At 64.0% G+C, this 17,733-nt stretch carries 15 protein-coding genes; 9 read left to right on the forward strand and 6 right to left on the reverse strand.

The window, feature by feature from the left end; all coding sequences use genetic code 11:
• Positions 1-458: 458 nt before the first annotated feature.
• On the forward strand, positions 459-1,598 hold the full coding sequence (locus tag AWB83_RS16680) for an acyltransferase family protein (protein WP_087046661.1): 1,140 nt from the start codon (positions 459-461) through the stop codon (positions 1,596-1,598).
• A gap of 692 nt (positions 1,599-2,290) precedes the next feature.
• Here AWB83_RS16680 and AWB83_RS16685 read toward each other — a convergent pair.
• Positions 2,291-3,466 carry a glycosyltransferase gene (locus AWB83_RS16685; RefSeq protein WP_087046662.1) on the reverse strand — a complete coding sequence of 392 codons (1,176 nt, stop codon included), beginning with the start codon at positions 3,464-3,466 and terminating at the stop codon, positions 2,291-2,293.
• Between the two features lie 408 nt (positions 3,467-3,874).
• On the opposite strand from AWB83_RS16685, the gene AWB83_RS16690 reads away from it, so the two are divergent.
• The 6 genes from AWB83_RS16690 (at position 3,875) to AWB83_RS16715 (ending at position 9,055) form a co-directional block, all read left to right on the forward strand.
• Positions 3,875-5,122 carry an oligosaccharide flippase family protein gene (locus AWB83_RS16690; RefSeq protein WP_087046663.1) on the forward strand — a complete coding sequence of 416 codons (1,248 nt, stop codon included), beginning with the start codon at positions 3,875-3,877 and terminating at the stop codon, positions 5,120-5,122.
• Positions 5,123-6,202 carry a glycosyltransferase gene (locus AWB83_RS16695; RefSeq protein ID WP_087046664.1) on the forward strand — a complete coding sequence of 360 codons (1,080 nt, stop codon included), beginning with the start codon at positions 5,123-5,125 and terminating at the stop codon, positions 6,200-6,202.
• 341 nt (positions 6,203-6,543) lie between these two features.
• On the forward strand, positions 6,544-7,365 hold the full coding sequence (locus AWB83_RS16700; protein ID WP_087046665.1) for an alpha/beta fold hydrolase: 822 nt from the start codon (positions 6,544-6,546) through the stop codon (positions 7,363-7,365).
• A gap of 163 nt (positions 7,366-7,528) precedes the next feature.
• A complete protein-coding gene (locus AWB83_RS16705) occupies positions 7,529-7,993 on the forward strand; it encodes an ImmA/IrrE family metallo-endopeptidase (RefSeq protein WP_087046666.1) in 465 nt (154 codons plus the stop codon).
• A gap of 62 nt (positions 7,994-8,055) precedes the next feature.
• Positions 8,056-8,235: a hypothetical protein gene (locus AWB83_RS16710; protein WP_143750066.1), complete on the forward strand. Its 180-nt coding sequence runs from the start codon at positions 8,056-8,058 to the stop codon at positions 8,233-8,235.
• Positions 8,236-8,359: 124 nt separating this feature from the next.
• Complete coding sequence (locus AWB83_RS16715; RefSeq protein ID WP_087046668.1) at positions 8,360-9,055, forward strand: dienelactone hydrolase family protein; 696 nt, start codon at positions 8,360-8,362, stop codon at positions 9,053-9,055.
• A 47-nt stretch (positions 9,056-9,102) separates the two neighbouring features.
• Here the strand turns inward: AWB83_RS16715 and AWB83_RS16720 are convergent, their stop codons facing one another.
• The 5 genes from AWB83_RS16720 to AWB83_RS16740 all read right to left on the reverse strand — a co-directional run bounded on the left by AWB83_RS16720 (position 9,103) and on the right by AWB83_RS16740 (position 14,671).
• On the reverse strand, positions 9,103-10,212 hold the full coding sequence (locus AWB83_RS16720; RefSeq protein ID WP_087046669.1) for an MraY family glycosyltransferase: 1,110 nt from the start codon (positions 10,210-10,212) through the stop codon (positions 9,103-9,105).
• Between the two features lie 74 nt (positions 10,213-10,286).
• Positions 10,287-11,333, reverse strand: a complete 1,047-nt coding sequence (gene galE / locus AWB83_RS16725) for a UDP-glucose 4-epimerase GalE (RefSeq protein WP_087046712.1) — start codon at positions 11,331-11,333, stop codon at positions 10,287-10,289.
• A gap of 24 nt (positions 11,334-11,357) precedes the next feature.
• On the reverse strand, positions 11,358-12,497 hold the full coding sequence (locus AWB83_RS16730) for a glycosyltransferase family 4 protein (RefSeq protein WP_087046670.1): 1,140 nt from the start codon (positions 12,495-12,497) through the stop codon (positions 11,358-11,360).
• A gap of 108 nt (positions 12,498-12,605) precedes the next feature.
• Complete coding sequence (locus AWB83_RS16735) at positions 12,606-13,412, reverse strand: glycosyltransferase (protein ID WP_087046671.1); 807 nt, start codon at positions 13,410-13,412, stop codon at positions 12,606-12,608.
• Positions 13,409-14,671 carry an oligosaccharide flippase family protein gene (locus AWB83_RS16740; RefSeq protein WP_087046672.1) on the reverse strand — a complete coding sequence of 421 codons (1,263 nt, stop codon included), beginning with the start codon at positions 14,669-14,671 and terminating at the stop codon, positions 13,409-13,411. Before AWB83_RS16740 ends, AWB83_RS16735 begins: the two co-directional genes overlap by 4 nt.
• A 465-nt stretch (positions 14,672-15,136) precedes the next feature.
• Here AWB83_RS16740 and AWB83_RS16745 point away from each other — a divergent pair, with 465 nt between their 5' ends.
• On the forward strand, positions 15,137-16,537 hold the full coding sequence (locus AWB83_RS16745; protein WP_087046673.1) for a phosphomannomutase/phosphoglucomutase: 1,401 nt from the start codon (positions 15,137-15,139) through the stop codon (positions 16,535-16,537).
• Between the two features lie 158 nt (positions 16,538-16,695).
• Positions 16,696-17,691, forward strand: coding sequence for a lipopolysaccharide heptosyltransferase I (waaC, locus tag AWB83_RS16750; protein WP_087046674.1), 996 nt, complete (start codon positions 16,696-16,698; stop codon positions 17,689-17,691).
• The last annotated feature ends 42 nt before the right edge of the window (positions 17,692-17,733 follow it).

The following is a 17,733-nucleotide window of genomic DNA, read 5'->3' on the forward strand; positions in this document are numbered from 1 at the left end:
GCCGTGCGGCGCATGATGGATGCGCCCGATGAATGCGACGTTCCCGGGAACCCCGTATTTGTGGGTCGAATATATCAGCGGGCCTTGCCGCGCGCCGTCGCGGCGGCGTTTAGCGACTAGTCTTCGGCGCCAAACGACGGGTGCCCATGTGCGCCGCGCCACGCTTCGCGTGAAGCGTTTCATTGCCGTGACGCGCGACGGCTTTTCGAGTGTTGCAAATACTGCACCCCTGTACCGCCGATGGCCGCAAACAGCGTGATTCTGGCGGATCGCCCCGATTTTCTGGACCGAAGATTGAAGAGCCGTAAACGGCATGAGACCGCTCGATGTGTGCGATGCGCGTGAGCGCGCCGATTCGAGGTACCCGCGGGATTCGGGGAAACAAGTCTACGAGGACGCGCGGCTGCGGTCGTGCGAAACCGGACCACAACAAACGACCTTCGCAGAAGGGGAAAGGCATGGGCTTGTTTGGCGCGACACGCGTGCAAGGACCCAGTCGATCGATCGAACTCGATTTCATCCGGGGACTGGCGATCATCGCGGTGATGGGGTTTCACTTTCATTCGTATCCCACGGGCAGCGCGATCATCGCGGGCATCGAATATCCGATGAAGAGTTTCGGGCACGAGGGCGTGAACCTGTTCTTCACGCTCTCGGGCTTTCTCGTCGGCGGACTGTTGCTCAAACAGTATGCACAGGAAGGGCGCATCGATGCGGGGCGTTTCATCGTGCGGCGGATCTTCAAGATCTGGCCCGCGTATTACGTGCTGATCCTGTTTCATGTGGTCGCGGGGCGTCATCCGACGAACACGTTTCTCGTGCAGAACCTCACGCACATGCAGAACTATTTCGGGTCTTCGATTGCGCAGACCTGGAGTCTTGCCGTCGAGGAGCATTTCTATCTGTTCCTTCCGCTTCTGCTCATCGTGCTGGCGCGCTGGCGCACGCGCGTCAATGCGATTCTTTGCGTGCTCGGGTCGATTTGTCTTGTGGTGCTGATCGCGCGCAGCGTCGCGGTTTATCGCGGCGACTTGCAGGGGACGTTCTTCTATACGCAATACCGCATCGACAGTCTTTTGTTTGGCGTGATGCTTGCCGCGTTGTACTGGATGAAGCCGGCGGTCTATCGCGCGATTGCGGAGCGCAAGCGTGTGTTGATTGCGATGGTCGTGGGCGTCGTGTTGTGGCTCGTGCTCGGCACGCGCAACGTGGCGCTTGATCAGAGCATTGGCTATACGATTCAGGCGATCGGGTTTTGCGCGCTCATCGTGTTGACGCTGGAGTATTCGGGATCGATTCGTTCGACGATGGTGTTTCGTGCGATCGGATGGATCGGTGTGTATTCGTATGGCATTTACCTGTGGCATTCACTTGCGCTCGCGCCGGGCGATATGTTGATCCGCAAGGCTGCGGCGATGCATTTGCCTGCCATTCCTGCGTGGTTCGCCATTATGGCGGCGCAGTTTGCGATTGCCGTCGTGGTGGGGTATGTGACGACTCGAGCTGTCGAGTTTCCGTTCCTGCGGATTCGGGATGCGTTGTTTCCTGCGAAGCGGAAGGTGGCGGTTGATGTGGCGGGGGGGGGGCGGCGGGCTTGAATTTGCTTCGTTTGTTTGTTCTTTGCTTGCGCTTTCATGAAATCCTGAATTCTTAGTGGTCTGTTAGCGTTGCCCCTGTGCGGGGCGGCAGTCACTTTCTTTGCTGCTGCAAAGAAAGTAACCAAAGAAAGCAGCTTCTGGCCCGGAGTGATTGAGGCGGACGCGTCGTCATGGTTCGGAGTGGCCCAGTCCCTAAGTGTCGCCCTCAAAGGACTCACGCGGCTTGGCTCGCGCACGGTCTGCCCCATCGCACCACAAGACGAACTGGTTCAGCACCAAAAAGCTCCAGCCCGCTGCGCGGCCGATGGGTCCATCGGGTTTGCGCGTGCTTCTTGGCTAACGCCTCCATCTCACCGCATTCGCTAAAGATCGGTTTCCCTTGCCTACCCTGCGGCAGCGCGTAGCGCTGTGCCGGAACGCTTTGGGGCTGAACCAGCGTCTTTAAACTTCTAGCTCGGCAGACCGTGTGCGAGCCAAGCCGGGTCAGTTCTATGAGGGCGACACTTAGGGGCTGGGCCACTCCGAACGATGACGACGAGTCTGCCTGGGCCAAAAAGCTGCTTCTTTGGTTACTTTCTTCGCAGCAGCAAAGAAAGTGACTGCCGCCCCGCACAGGGGCAACACAAATAGACCATAAAGAAATCAGGATTTCATAGAAGCCCAAGCAGAGAGCGAACGAAAAAAACGCAAACTCAAACCACCACCTGCCGCAGAGTCTCCTTAAACTGACTAAGCGTATTGCGCTCAAGCAGATGCCCCGAAACCACAGGCCGCGCGCGCCGCGCAAGAACATCATCAAGCGCGCGATTGATGGAACACACCGCAAGATCCTCGATGATGGGCCCCAGTTCGCCCGTACGACAGAACCACCCGATCAACCCGTCAGCGGTCGCGACTACCGGCTTGCCGAAGCGGTAAGCCTGCACGAGCACGCCGGACATGCCGTAATGCCCCTTGTAGCCGAGCCAGACCACATCGCAGGCAGAGAACAGATCCAGCTCGTCGTCGCTGGAAATGAACCGGTCGAACACGACCGGCGGGGGCGTCAGCTTCGCGGCAGCAGCCGTCAACCGATCCCGCACATCCGCATCCTGCGCCCCCGCGATGACGAGCGTCGGCCCATAAGCCCCGCCCGCGCGCCCGGCAAGGGCATCGATCAGTTCGAACACGCCCTTGCGATCGTTGATCGCGCCATACACCAGCACGTGCGTGCCGTCCGACAACCCAAGACGCGCCTTCGCCGCGGCTGGCTCCGCCGCGCGCGCATCGGGAAACGGATCGGCGAGATATTCGATCGTCGTGCCCGAAGGCCGCGCATTCTTCTTCCACCAGTCCGGCAGCGTCGGATCGATGGTCAGCAGCGTCTTCATGCCGCCCGCGCGGATCGCGCGCGCGAAGAGCCGCGCCTTCACCGCATTGACGAGCGGCCGGCGCGGCGCACGCACGCCCACGAGATGATGATGAAAGTTCGAGCGCATCGTGATGCCGACCCACGGCGTCGCACCGAATGGCGAGCGCAGGAACGGCAGCGCGAGCAGGAAGTAATCGACGTAAGGCACGACGACGAGCGCCACCGCGCGATCCTTCTTCGCGGCTTCATACGCGTGCTGAAACTGCCGATGCATGCGCGCATAGCTGAGCTTCGACGCGACGCCGCCGCTATCCGCGGGCGGCGCGACGAGCGCGATGTCGAGATCAGGCGCGCCTTGCTCGCGAATCTTCCTGACGAGCGGATGCGCCTCGTTACGCGGCTCGGTGACGATCACGCAGCGAAAGCCCGCCTCCATGTACGCGTTCGCCGCCCACTCGGCATAGCGCCAGCGGTGCCCGCTGAAGTCGGGTTCGATGATGAGGACGCTATCGTTCATCGCAGGTTTTGGCCTTTGCAGTCGCTGTGTGAGGTCCCGCACGACAGACGGCGCGGGACACGCCGATTGTGCCGACGAATGAACACTAGCATCGCGCATGCGGATCCGAACGCCATATTTGAGCGTTTATCGGCGTGGCGGAAGGGCGTCAGGAACAGTCGAAAACAATAAGCTCCAGCCGTCAACCGGCATTGATACCCATTTCGGGCCGATTTCGACTACGCGTTGGCGTCCGCCGTGCCCCGACCCACGATACTTTTGCCACAGTCGCCTGAAAAAGAAGTGTGGCCGCGCTCGCCCCCAGTCGTCCGGACGTGGCGTCGAAACGGCCCGCAAGGTGGTTCGCCCGCGATACCGACATATCGCGGCTCGCCACGAATCGAAATGTCAGCTGCGCGGGGAATTTGCGTGAGATCAGTCCGGCTTCCTTTCCTACCTGCGCGCGCACGGTTCGAGCACGATGCGGCGTTCTGGGTGCTCCTGCAACAGGTTGTCGTGCGCGGCTTCGTCGCCGTCAAGTTTCTCGCCATCGGGCGGATTCTCGGGCCCGAGGCGATCGGCGCGGTCAGCATCGCGCTGCTCGCGGTCGCCATCGCCGAATCGCTTTCGGATACGGGGCTCGCGCAGGCCGTCGTTCAGGGACGCGATGCGCCCAGCCACGACGAGCTCGGCTCCGTGTGGGCCACGCTCGCGATGCGCGGGCTCCTGATCGGCCTGTTGCTCGCCGCGCTCGCGCCGTTCATGAGCAGCCAGTTTCACCTGAACGGCTCCATCGGCCTGATTCTGCTCGCCGCCGTCCTGCCGATCCTGCGCGGCGTCGCATCGCCCGCTTACTTCATCGTCACGCGGCAGCGCGGCTTCCAGAAGCTCGCGGGCGTCGAGACGTCCGCCGCCTTCACCGATTGTGCCGTCGGCCTCGTTTGCGCGCTTTCGGGAGCGGGCGCGTATTCCGTGCTGATCGGGCTGGTCGCGGGCGAACTGCTCAAGACCGCGCTCACCTGGACCACGATGTCGCCGCGCCCGCCGCTGCGTCTCTCGTTCTCGGGCATCGGCCATTACGTGAACTTCAGCCGCTGGATCTGGGCGGGCAGCGTCGTCAATCTTCTGCTCAATCAGTTCGACAAGGTGGTCGTCGCGAAGCTGCTCGGGCCGCTGCAACTGGGCGCTTACCAGATGTCGTCGAAGCTCGCGCAGATGCTGCTGGCGGACGCCGCCATCGCGATGTCGCAGTATCTTTTTCCGACGTTCTCCGAGCATCATCGCCGCGACGTGCACGCGGCGCGCAAGCTCTTTCGCCGCTATCTGATGCTTGCGGCGGCCGGCCTCGCGCTGCTCGTGATCGTGCTGCGCTTCGCCGCCGCGCCGCTCTTCAATCTCGTGCTCGGCCCCGCGTGGCTCACGGCCGTGCCGCTCTTCAAAATCTTCGTCATCAACATGGCGATCGGCGCGATCATCGCCGTGCTGGTGTCGTGGCTGCGCGCCGCCGGCATGCCGAAGGTCGCGACGCATGCGTCGATCATCCAGGCGATCGTGCTGTGCGTGACCGTACCCGTCGCGACGCATCTGTGGGGCGTGACGGGCATCGCCTGGGCGATGACGGTGGGCCTCGGCTCGGCGGCCGGCTGGATGCTCTATCGAATCGTGAGGGAGGCGTGAATGCGCATAGTTCACCTCGTGCTCGCACCGCGTCTGTCAGGTGCCGAAGTGTTGGCGAAGGACCTGGCGATTCATCAGCAAAAGGGCGGCGAAACGGTGGCGGTGGCTTCGCTCACGCCCGCGCATGACGATTTCAAGACGCTCGAGGCGGAGCTCGTCGCCAACGGCGTGCAGTGTCTCTTTCCGGAGCGGATGTATGGCCGCGTCGGCAAGCTGTGGAACCTCTATCGGACCATGCGGCGCTATCGCGCGGATGTGCTCTTCGCGCACGCCACCATTCCCGCGTTCTATGCGCGCACGCTGCCGCTCGCGGTGCCGGTCGTCTATGTGATGCACTCGGCCACCAATGACTTCGAGCGGTCCCTTTTCAGGCGCGTCGAGCGGCTGCTGTCGCGCCGGGCGCGCGCGGTGATCGCGGTGTCGCCGAACAATATCGACGATTACGTGGGCGCCGTGGGCCGCCATCCGGCGATGACGCTGATCCCGAACGGCGTCGACATGTCGCGCTTCGGCATGCGCACGCGCACTCAGACGCCGGACGGCGCGCAGATCGTGCAGATCGGCCGGTATACGTCGGTGAAGAATCAACTGTCGACGGTGCATGCGTTTCGGCAGGTCGTCGACAAAGTGCCCGATGCGCGCCTGCTGCTGTGCGGCGTGATCGAGGATCCGGCGTATCACGCGGCGGTCGGCGATCTCGTCGAGAAGCTCGGTCTCGCCGAGCGCGTGAGCCTGCAAGGGCCGCGCACGGACGTCGCGGAACTGCTGTTCGCATCGAGCGTGTTCGCCATGCCCTCGCGCTCGGAAGGGCACAGCATCGCGTTTCTGGAGGCGCTGGCCTCGGGGGTGCCGGTGGTGGCGAGCACCATTCGGCCGTTCAGCTTCGCCGCCGATTTCGCCGGCGTGCATCTGTGCGATCCGGACGACACGAAGGCCTACGCCGATGCGCTTCTGCTCGCGTTGTCGGAGCCGCGCTCGCATCGACCGCTCGGCGGACTCACGCTCGCCGATACGGCCGCACGCTATCTGGCCGTCGCGCGCGAGGTGACGGGGCCGGTTCCGCGCACCGCGCCGGCGTGAGGTGCCCTGATTCGGCGCCTGCGGCACTTTCCGCTTTCTACTCGGGCTTCCATTCCGACGCCAGGCGATTCAATGCTGGCGCGCGCGTCGATTTTCGCCTATCACATAAGCGCTTGCCGCTTCGATTAGCCACGCGTCGCGCCGTTGCCAGGCTTCAAGGCAAGGCGCCGATCGCTTCATGCACGGCCGCGCAAGGCTTTCTCCGGGCGCTACGTCTCACCGTCACACAGACGTTTCACACTTCGACAACCGGTGGTCGGGCGCACGCTCGATGAGCGCGTCACCACGCCCGCCGGATGAGTCGCATTTCCCAACTGCTGGATAGCCGAGGAGTTCGCACGATGAGCACGATCAGGACAAAGGACGGCACGTCGATCTATTACAAGGACTGGGGCAGCGGCAAGCCGGTGGTCTTCTCGCACGGCTGGCCGCTCGACGCCGACGCCTGGGACGCGCAGATGCTGTTCCTGTCGGCCAAGGGTTATCGCGTGATCGCGCACGACCGGCGCGGGCACGGCCGCTCGGATCAGCCGTCCGAAGGCAACGACATGGACACCTATGCCGACGATCTCGCCGCGCTCCTCGATGCGCTCGACGTGACGGGCGCCACGCTCGTCGGCCACTCGACGGGCGGCGGGGAAGTGGCGCATTACATCGGGCGGCACGGGACGAAGCGCGTGGCGAAGGCCGTGCTGATCGGCGCGGTGCCGCCGCTCATGCTGAAGACCGAGGCGAATCCGGAAGGCTTGCCGATCGAGGTGTTCGACGGCATCAGAAAGGGCGTCGCCGCCGACCGCTCGCAGTTCTACAAGGACTTGACCACGCCGTTCTACGGATACAACCGCGAGGGCGCGAAGATCTCGCAGGGTGTGATCGACCTGTTCTGGCTGCAGGGCATGCGCGGCGGAATCAAGGGGCAGTACGAGTGCATCAGACAGTTCTCGGAGGTCGACTACACGGCCGACCTCGAGAAGTTCGACGTGCCGACGCTCTTTCTGCACGGCGACGACGACCAGATCGTGCCGATCGGCGCGGCGGCGGAGAAGGCCGTGAAGATCGTGAAGAATGCGACGTTGAAGGTTTATCCGGGTGGCGCGCACGGGATGTGCACCGTCGAGGCGGATAAGGTGAATGCGGATTTGCTGGCGTTCATCGAGTCTTGAAGTCAGGGCGCGGCTCGCCTTGTGCGGCGGGCCGCGGCGAGGCCGGCCATTCGGACGAGATGCGTAGAGACGCAACATCCTCGATGATAGACTCCATCGCGAGAATGCAAAGGATATCGAAGTATCCGTTGCGCGAAGAACTTGCTGATGAGGGCAATCAATCATGCCGAAGATGGCTGCGCGGTACATGCTTTCGAAGTATTGGGACGGGAGGTTGCCGGTCGATCCATTCGCGATTGCCCGGTCTGCGAATGTGGCAGTCGAACACGAGGCGGACATGGAAGACGCCTTTGGGCGATTCGAGATCGTGAACGGACGACCGCACATTTATATCAACCCTGACGAACCGGGAATGCGGCAGCGCTTTGTCCTTGCTCACGAGCTTGGGCATTTCGCGTTGAAGCATGGCAGGCACTTTGTCGATACCTCGCGCGAATTCGCTCCAGTGCAACTGGATGAGATCGAGAACCAGGCCAACCGCTTTGCGATGGAATTGCTGATACCTGGCTTTGCGGTCAACATTTTGATCGAAAAGCGGAATATCACGAACTTCATCCGGCTGACGGACGCTTTTGCTGTATCCCAACTCGCCATGAAACTACGCTTGAAGAAGCTAAGATGGCTGTAATGTGCGCGCTCTTGAATTCGAATGACACAGGCTCCCAACGCGATGACGCGTCGGAACTGACGATGGCTGGTCTGGCCGAGAGAGAATTGACGGACCATCCGACGCTCATTGAGCAAGATATCGCTGACCGAAAGCACTATCGTCAGCTCAGGCAATATTCTTTCTATGGCGTAGCGGGGCTGATCGCCACGCGGACGTTTTCAGGGAGAATCGCGGTGACGAAGACGATCACAATGACCTGACTCTCCGGCAGACCCTCATCAAGGAGCTGGCCGATCCCGTCAAGCACTATCTGGGCAGAAGCAAGCCCGCGGCATGAGATCGGTCCATCCGTGTCCGTAACATCATTTCATCCAGGAGACTCCCGTGTCCGACATGCTCAGCATTTCGACGCCCGACGGCAACTTCGACGCCTACGTCGCGTATCCCGCGCAAACGCCCGCGCCGGCGGTGGTCGTCATCCAGGAGATATTCGGCATCAACGGCGATATGCGCGAAACCTGCGACGAGTACGCGCGCCAGGGCTATGTCGCGCTTTGCCCCGACCTGTTCTGGCGGCTGGAGCCGAACGTCGAGCTCACCGACCGCACCGAAGCCGAATGGCAGCAGGCCTTGAAGTACTACAACGCGTTCGACGTGAACACGGGCGTCGAGGACATCGCGGCGACCATCGGCTTCGCGCGCGGGCTCTCGCAGGTGAAGGGCAAGATCGGTTCGGTCGGCTTCTGCCTGGGCGGATTGCTGTCGTTCCTGACGGCGGCGCGAACGGATGTCGATGCCTCGGTTTCATACTACGGCGGCGGCACCGATCAGCATCTGGACGAGCTGCCGAAGATCAAGATTCCGCTCATGCTTCACCTCGCGGAAGAGGACGAATTCATTCCCGCCGACGCGCGCAATCGCGTGCTCGCCGCCGTGAAGGGCCACGCGAACATCGAGGCGTTCACCTATCCCGGTTGCCATCATGCGTTCGCGCGCAACCAGGGCGCCCATTACGACGCGGCCGCCGCGCAACTCGCCAATGGCCGCACCGCAGGGTTCTTCGGCAAGCACCTGAAGTAACCGGCGCTGCAAACAGAAAGGCCGCCCCGGAGCAGGGCGGCGTCGGCTCACTTCTTCGCCGCATGCGGCCGGCGGAACACCAGCCAGCGCGGCGCCTTGAAGCGCACGATGCTCATGTAGAGCCACACATAAGTCGCCGCGAACACGACGACGAAGCAGAACAGATGCACCGTGTGCCGCCAGAAGAGCGTCGCGGGAATCACGGCGATCAGGCACAGCAGCCAGAGATACGGCGACGTGAGCGAATTGCGCCGCGTGAGCTCGTGCGCGTTTTTCGCGCCCACGGCCCAGCGCATCAGACGCTTGTAGACGAGCATATGCAGATGCACGCCGTCCGGAATGCCGGGCGAGATGCCGCGAATGAACTTCTTGCGATAGATCGAGAAGCACGTCTCGAAGATCGGGTACATGAAGAGCAGCACCGGATACCATGCGGAGACGTCGCGGTTGCGCATCACGAGCATGATCGCGAGTTCGCCCAGCATGAAGCCGACGAAGTACGCGCCGCCATCGCCGAGAAAGATCAGGCCCGCGGGGAAGTTCCAGATGAAGAAGCCCATCACCGCGCCCATCATGATGAGCGAGCCCGACAGCACCACCGGGTCGTGCACCTGGAACGCCACGTAGGCGAGCGAGGCGAACATCATGAAAGTGACCATCGAGGCGAGGCCGTTGAAGCCGTCGATGATGTTCACCGCGTTGGCGAGCGCGGCCACCGCGAGCACCGTCACCGCGCACGAAATGATCGCGTAGGACAGCAGGAAATCGAGCGGCGGCACGCTGATGCGCGTGACCGCGATGTCGAGGAACGCGTAGGCGAGACCCGCCGCCGCCATCGTGCAGACGAGGCGCACGAGCGGCGTGACGCGCTTGGTCAGGTCCTCGGCGAGGCCGGAGAGAAAGGCGGGCAGGCCGCACGCGATAATGCCGAGAATGCCGCCCGAGACCGCCGGATAACCCCATCGAAGCTGCACGGCCGAGGCGGTCAGCCCGCACAGGATGCCGACGCCGCCGATGCGCGGCACCGGCCGCGCGTGAAACTTCTGCACGCCGGCGAGATCGGTGTCGCCGAGCACGCCCTCCTGCAGGTGCGCGAAGCGCACGATGAACAGCGTCACCAGCAGCGAGACCAGAAAAGCAAGCGCGAAACTGAGCATGAAAGTGGACCGAGGGAAGAATGCCGCCCCGCATCGTACCGTACTGGAGATGGACGACGCGGGGCGCGGCGGCTTTACGCGAACCCTTGCGGATTCTGCGACTGCCAGCGCCAGTGATCCGCGCACATGCGTTCGATGCCGTGCTCCGCGCGCCAGCCGATCAGCTCGGCGGCGGCGGACGGATCGGCGTAGCAGGCGGCGACATCGCCCGGGCGGCGCGGCACGAGCTCGTACGGAACACGCTTGCCCGACGCCGCTTCGAACGCCTTCACGACATCGAGCACGCTGTAGCCTTGCCCCGTGCCGAGGTTCACGACGAAGCTGCGGTCGAGCCTGTTCAGCGCCTCGATGGCCGCGATGTGCCCGCGCGCCAGATCCACGACGTGAATGTAATCGCGCACGCCGGTGCCGTCGTGCGTCTCGTAATCGCTGCCGAACACACGCAGGCGCTCCAGCTTGCCGACGGCCACCTGCGCGACGTACGGCATCAGATTGTTCGGCACGCCCGCCGGATCCTCGCCGATCAGGCCGCTCTCGTGCGCGCCCACCGGATTGAAGTAGCGCAGCGTCGCGATGCGCCACGACGGGTCGGACACTTCCAGGTCGCGCAGAATCTGCTCGGCGATGAGCTTCGACTGGCCGTACGGATTGGTTGCCGAAAGCGGAAACGATTCGTCGATCGGCACGCTTTCCGGCACGCCGTACACCGTCGCGGACGAGCTGAACACGAAGTTGCGCACGTTGCGCTCCTTCATCACCTTGAGCACAGCGAGCAGGCTGCCGATGTTGTTGGCGTAGTACTCGATCGGCATCGCGACCGACTCGCCCACGGCCTTCAGCGCCGCGAAATGAATCGCGCCGGTGATCGGATGCGCGTCGAAGATGCGGTTGAGCGCGGCTTCGTCGCGCGCGTCTTCCTGATAGAACGCAACGCTCTTGCCCGTGATGCGCTCGACGCGCTTCAGCGACTCGGCGCGGCTGTTGACCAGATTGTCGATGACCACGACGCCGAAGCCCGCGTCGAGCAGTTCGACGCACGTATGCGATCCGATGAACCCCGCGCCGCCGGTCACGAGAATCGTGCCCTTCGTCGCGGTATTCGGCGACTGATTGCCATTCATCATGTGCTCTCCAAATGATTCAGATCAGAGTGAAATGCCGGTGATGGCATGTATTGTGCCCTTGTATCGTTCGACGACGTTTTTTTCGTCGAATTCATGGGCGACCTTTTCACGGCCGCGCTGCGCCATCGCCGCGCGTTCTTCGGCGGGCAGCGTCATCATGCGCTCGAGCGCCGCGGCGAGGCTGTCCGCGCTTTTCACCTCGCAGAGCAGGCCGTTGACGCCGTGCTCGACCACTTCGCGGCAACCGGGCACGTCGGTGGCGACGATCGGGCGGCCCATGGCCGAGGCCTCCATCAGCGTGCGCGGCACGCCCTCGCGATATGAAGGCAGCACGACGCAGTCCGCCGCGGCCACGAGCGGCCGCACGTCGTTCGCTTCGCCCAAATATTCGACGATATTCTCGGCCTCCCAGTTCGCTACGTCCGTGCGGCTGATCGCGCTGGGATTGTCCACGCCGACCGGACCGAGCAACTGGAAACGCGCGTGCGGAAAGCGCGGCTTCAGGCGCCGCGCGGCTTCGACATATTCCGCCACGCCCTTGTCCCACAGCAGCCGCCCGATCAGGATGAAGACGAAATCCTCGCGCGCGGGCAGCGGCGTGAACGCGAATTCTTCGAGATCGACGCCTTCGCCGTGCAGGCGCCGCGCGCGATCCGGATGCGCGAGCAGGTTTTCATGCACGAATGCCGCGTGATCGTCCTGATTCAGGAACCAGACTTCGCGCGGAAAGCGAAACGCAAAGCGATAGAGCCGCTTCGCGATCTGCGCCGTGCGGCTCTTCTGGATGAAGACGTAGCCGAGACCGGTCGTCACCGCGATCGACGGCACGCGCGCGAGCATCGCGGCGAGCGAACCGTAGATGTTCGGCTTGATCGTGTAGTGAAACACGATGTGCGGGCGCGTCGCGCGATATTCGCGGTAGAGCGCGGCGAGCGTCTTCAGGTCCTCGCGCGGATCGGTGCCTTTCGACGCGACCGGCAGCTCCACGCAGCGGCAGCCCATTTCGGTGAGCGGCTCGAAGGTGCGGTCGCGCGGCGCGATGATCGTCACCTGGGCGCCGCGCGCGGTCAGCATGCGCAGGACGCCGCGCCGGTAGGTGTAGATCGCCCAGGCCGTGTTGCAGACGAGGGCGATGCGAAGACTCGACTTTTCTTTCGTCATCCGGAGGTCATGGTTCGACGGCATGGATCGCGCGGCATGATTCACGCGGATTCGCCGTGCGCTCAACGTAGCGCAAAACTAAACAAAAACAATTCGACAAAATTACGGTTACGCGGAAGAAGTGGTCTTGAGCAGCTTCGCCTTCAGGCCGCGCAACGCGCGATACGGCAGCAGCAGATGCGCGATGCTCTTCACGACGCCGAACCAGTCGAGCAGGTTCGTCACGCGCAAATGGCGCAGTTGCAGGCGCAGCGTCGAGATGACCTGTGCGCGCCGCTTCGTCGCGCTGATGCCGCCCTCGTTCAGCTCGTAGAACAGGCCGAACTCGGGCAGATTTGCACCGTCGTGGCGCTCCATCAGCCGCAGGATCAGATCGAGATCCTCGGCGGCGCGGTATCGCGCGCGGTAGTTGCCCGCATCGATGACCGCATCGATACGCAGCATCAGCGACGGATGCGTGAAGCACGTCCGCGCGAGCATCGTGCGGCGGATCGCGGCTGGCTCGGCCGGCGGCCTCAGGTCGAAGAGCGGTGCGCCGTCGGTCGATACGACATGCGTCCACATGCCCAGCACCGCCACGCGCGGATGCGCCTCCATGTACGCGCGCTGCTTGTCGAGCCGTCCGGGCGTCGCGAGATCGCCCGCGTCGATGCGCGCCGCGTAACGCACGCCGCGCGCGGCGAGCGCCTCGATGCCCGTCTGGAGCGCGCGCTCGATGCCGCCGTTCTTCGGCATCCGCAGAATTTCGATCTGCATCCCGTCGACGGCGGGCGCGACGATCGGCGGCGTGCTGCCGTCGTCGACGATCAGCACACGCACCGGCGACGTTTCCCGGAACGACGCGAGCGTGCGCTCGACATCGGCCTGGCCGTTGAACGCGGGTATCAACACGGCGACATCGGAGAGATCAGTCATGCGCGCAGCCGGAAACGGATGTAGTAGAAATTGACCGACGCCGCGGCCACATAGCCCGCCGCGAGGCCGATCAGCGCGCCGTAGCCTTCGAAGCGCGGAATCGCGATCCGGTTCACCGCGAACGCAACCGCGAGCGCGAGCAGCCATTTCGACAACAACACGTACTTCGCCTGATATTTCAGCACGACCAGATTGCCGATCGCCTCGATGCCCGCCGGGACCGAAAGCCACACCGCCCAGCGGAAGATGCCGGCGGCGTCGGCGTAGTTCGGCCCGAACACGCGTGCGATGATGAAGCCCGCGAGCGCATCCAGCACGGCGGCGCCCGCGATCATCAGGACGGCGGTCATCGCGAAGAGGCGCAGGAGATTGCGCTTGAGCGCCCTGGTTTCCTGCACGCGATAGACGAACGCGGGCGCGATGGTCTGCGAGAGCATGAGCGCGAGCGCGATCCAGTTCTCGTTCAGTTGCTGCGCGGCGGAGTACAGGCCGAGCTCCGCGAACGACACCTGATGCGCGAGCATCAGACGGTCGAGCTTCAGGAACAGATACATGCAGATGAGCCCGAGCCAGAACACCGTGCCCGCGCTCGCGAAATGCCTGAACAGCGCGCGATCGAAGCGCCAGCCCAGCTTGCCGCCGTGCCGGCGCATGTAATACAGCACGAGCGCGCCGCTGATCGCCGCGGCTTCGAGCGCCCAGAGCCAGCCGAAGCCCGGCGGCCCTGCGGCTGCGCGCACGAGCGCGTAGACGAGCCCCGCCTTGACGATGGCGGCCGCCATGCTCGCGACGAGCTGCGGCTTGCTGTAAGTGAGGCTTTGCAGCCACGAATTGATGACGCCGATGAACGGCTCGCGAAACAGCATCGTGACGGCGAGCCCGGCGAGCATCAGTCCGACCATCGGATCGGTGCCGCCCGCCGCGATCCAGATCCACGTGAGCACGAGCGCGAGCACCGAGACGCCCATGCGCAGCACGAACGCGCTGCCGAGCACGGCGCCCGTCTCGGCGGGCGGCCGGTGGACGATGGTCGGAACCAGAATCTCCGCGCCGCAGACCCAGGTGATCGGCGCGATCACGAGCAGCAGCGTGTTCGCGTATTGCCATTTGCCGAAGTCGCCGGGGCCGAGATAGCGGGCGAGCAGGCCGGAAATGACGATGGCCACCGCGATCTGCGTGAGCCGTTCGAGCCCGAGCCAGACGATATTGGCGAGCGCGCGGGCGACGTCCGGATTGCCGGAGCGCAGCAGGGCTCTCATGCGGCCAAGTCCGCGCCGGAAGCGGGCACGGCGTGTGCTAGCTGCGCCTGATCGGCCGGCAAATGCGCGCAATCGATCGGGTTCCGGGTCAAGTTTTGTGTGTTTGCGCGCGAAGGCGCCTCATTCGAAGACATCGAGGCGAAAGAGCGTTTGAGCATTGGATTAGAATGAACGCGCAGGCTTGAACTGGGTTTATCCCCAGCGCGCGCAACACGGAAGCGCCGAAAGACAGCGATTATAAGTGCGATCCGGCGCGCGTCCTCCGCTTTGGTTTTTTGCATCGATTTGCTTCCATTTGTTTCATTCGTATTGATTTAACAGACGCATAGGCACAATTCGATACGTCATCTGGCAGTCGTTCGCGCGCTCCTGTACCGCGCCGGCGTACCAACCGTCACGACCTGCACGCCCTCATGGCTGCATCGCCGAGAATCCATCAATTAATAGAGAAGAGGTAGCCATCTCATGAGCCAAGTATCCCAATCCATTTTCAAGGCTTACGACATTCGCGGCATCGTCGGCAAGACGGTCGACCAGGACGTCGCGAAGCGCATCGGCCAGGCATTCGGCAGCGAGATCAGGAAGCAGGGCGGCGATTCGGTCGTGGTCGCGCGCGACGGCCGCCTTTCCGGTCCCGAGCTCGTCGGCGCGCTCTCGGACGGGCTGCGCGCCGCGGGCGTCGATGTCGTCGATATCGGCATGGTGCCGACACCCGTCGGCTACTTCGCCGCGAGCGTGCCGCTGCCGCTGCCCTCGGGCGAGCGGCGCGTGGATTCGTGCATCGTCGTGACGGGCAGCCACAATCCGCCGGACTACAACGGCTTCAAGATGGTGCTGCGCGGCGCCGCCATCTACGGCGACCAGATCCAGGGCCTGTACAAGCGCATCGTCGATAGCGATTTCACCACGGGCGAAGGCAGCTACACCGAGTTCGACGTGTCGCAGATCTATCTCGACCGCATCGTCTCGGACGTGAAGCCGGTGCGCGCGATGAAGATCGTCGTCGATACGGGCAACGGCGTCGCGGGCGGTCTCGCGCCGCGTCTGTTCAAGGCGCTCGGCTGCGAGCTGGTCGAGCTGTTCACGGACATCGACGGCACCTTCCCGAATCATCACCCGGACCCGGCGCACCCGGAAAACCTGCAGGACGTCATCAAGGCGCTCAGGGAAACCGACGCCGAAGTCGGCTTCGCGTTCGACGGCGACGGCGACCGCCTGGGCGTCGTGACGAAGGACGGGCAGGTCATCTATCCGGATCGTCAGCTGATGCTCTTCGCGCAGGAAGTGCTCTCGCGCAACAAGGGCGGCCAGATCATTTATGACGTGAAATGCACGCGGAATCTCGCGAAGTGGGTGCGCGACCAGGGCGGCGAGCCGGTCATGTGGAAGACGGGCCATTCGCTCGTGAAGGCGAAGCTGCGCGAAACGGGCGCGCCGCTCGCGGGCGAGATGAGCGGCCACGTGTTCTTCAAGGACCGCTGGTACGGTTTCGACGACGGCCTGTACACCGGCGCGCGCATGCTCGAGATCCTGTCGCGCGTGGCCGATCCGAGCAAGCTGCTCAACGATCTGCCGAACTCGCTCTCGACGCCCGAGCTGCAACTGAAGCTGGAAGAGGGCGAGAACTTCGCGCTGATCTCGAAGCTGCAGAAGAACGCGAAGTTCACCGGCGCGGACGACGTGCTGACGATCGACGGTTTGCGCGTGGAGTATCCGGACGGCTTCGGGCTCGCGCGCTCGTCGAACACGACGCCGGTCGTCGTGATGCGCTTCGAGGCGGATAGCGACGCGGCGCTCAAGCGTATTCAGGAGGATTTTCGCCGCGTGATTCTGGCGGAGAAGCCGGACGCGAAGTTGCCGTTCTGAGGTTCGCGGGCGTTGCTCGATGCCCGATGAGAAGCGGTGCGGTCGATTCGATCGCGCCGCTTTTTGCTTATCTGATGCGCGCGCCGCGCTAAAATCCCCGTTTTCCCGCTCCGTCCAACGCGCGGCCCGCAAGTCGGCCCGCGCCCTCCATTCACAGCGTGCAAAAAATCCTGATCGTCCGCGTGTCGTCGCTCGGCGACGTCGTTCACAACATGCCGGCCATCGCCGACATCCGCCGGCGCTATCCGGATGCGCAAATCGACTGGCTCGTCGAGGAAAGCTTCACGAGTCTCGTCGAACTGGTTCACGGCGTGCGGCGCGCGATTCCGTTCTCGCTCAGGCGCTGGCGCCGCGCGTTCGCGTCGCCTGCGAACTGGCGCGAGATCGGCAAGTTCAAGCGCGAGCTCGCCGCCGAGAAATACGATCTCGTGATCGACTGCCAGGGCCTCATCAAGACCGCGTGGGTCGCGAGCTGGGCGCGCGGGCCGCTCGTCGGGCTCGGCAACCGCACCGACGGCGCGGGTTTCGAATGGCCCGTGCGCTTCTTCTACGGCCGGCGCGTGCCGATCGAGCCGCGCACGCACGTCGTCGAGCGCACGCGGCAACTGGTGGCGGCGGCGCTCGGCCTGCCGAAGCCCGAAATGACCGACGACATCGACTTCGGCCTCGACACGCGCCGCGCCGCGCTCGCCATCTCCGGGCTCGGACTGAACCTGCCGGTGCCCTACGTCGTGTTCGTGCACGCCACCTCGCGCGCCGACAAGCAATGGCCCGAAGCCGCGTGGATCGAACTGGGGCAGGCGCTGGTGACGCGCGGCGCGTCGATCGTGCTGCCATGGGGCAGCGAAGCCGAGCGCGCGACGAGCGAGAAGCTCGCGAAGGAATTCGGCGCGGCGGCGATCGTGCCGCCGAAGCTCTCGCTGCCCGCGGTGGTCGGCCTGATCGACGGCGCCGCCGCGACCGTGGGCGTCGACACCGGCCTAGTACATATTGCCGCGGCGCTGAAGCGCCCGACCGTCGAGTTGTACAATTTCTCGACCGCATGGCGCACCGGCGGCTACTGGTCGCCACAGGTCATCAATCTGGGCGACGCGAGCCGGCATCCGACGCTCTCCGAAGTCAAGACCGCGCTCGCCGGCTTCGGCCTGCTGTAGCGCGTCCATCGTGCGTGGCGGCGGGTAACGGGCAATCCAAGG

It is taken from the genome of Caballeronia ptereochthonis (assembly GCF_001545075.1).
In the GTDB taxonomy this organism is placed as follows: Bacteria; Pseudomonadota; Gammaproteobacteria; order Burkholderiales; family Burkholderiaceae; genus Caballeronia; species Caballeronia ptereochthonis.

Bases quoted from the DNA above. Each gene is read 5' to 3' on its own strand.
- AWB83_RS16740 (WP_087046672.1), bottom strand. From the start codon at position 14,671: ATGAGAGCCCTGCTGCGCTCCGGCAATCCGGACGTCGCCCGCGCGCTC.
- AWB83_RS16685 (WP_087046662.1), bottom strand. From the start codon at position 3,466: ATGAACGATAGCGTCCTCATCATCGAACCCGACTTCAGCGGGCACCGC.
- galE (WP_087046712.1), bottom strand. From the start codon at position 11,333: ATGAATGGCAATCAGTCGCCGAATACCGCGACGAAGGGCACGATTCTC.
- AWB83_RS16720 (WP_087046669.1), bottom strand. From the start codon at position 10,212: ATGCTCAGTTTCGCGCTTGCTTTTCTGGTCTCGCTGCTGGTGACGCTG.
- AWB83_RS16735 (WP_087046671.1), bottom strand. From the start codon at position 13,412: ATGACTGATCTCTCCGATGTCGCCGTGTTGATACCCGCGTTCAACGGC.
- AWB83_RS16730 (WP_087046670.1), bottom strand. From the start codon at position 12,497: ATGACGAAAGAAAAGTCGAGTCTTCGCATCGCCCTCGTCTGCAACACG.
- AWB83_RS16710 (WP_143750066.1), top strand. From the start codon at position 8,056: ATGGCTGGTCTGGCCGAGAGAGAATTGACGGACCATCCGACGCTCATT.
- AWB83_RS16680 (WP_087046661.1), top strand. From the start codon at position 459: ATGGGCTTGTTTGGCGCGACACGCGTGCAAGGACCCAGTCGATCGATC.
- AWB83_RS16695 (WP_087046664.1), top strand. From the start codon at position 5,123: ATGCGCATAGTTCACCTCGTGCTCGCACCGCGTCTGTCAGGTGCCGAA.
- AWB83_RS16700 (WP_087046665.1), top strand. From the start codon at position 6,544: ATGAGCACGATCAGGACAAAGGACGGCACGTCGATCTATTACAAGGAC.
- AWB83_RS16705 (WP_087046666.1), top strand. From the start codon at position 7,529: ATGCCGAAGATGGCTGCGCGGTACATGCTTTCGAAGTATTGGGACGGG.
- AWB83_RS16745 (WP_087046673.1), top strand. From the start codon at position 15,137: ATGAGCCAAGTATCCCAATCCATTTTCAAGGCTTACGACATTCGCGGC.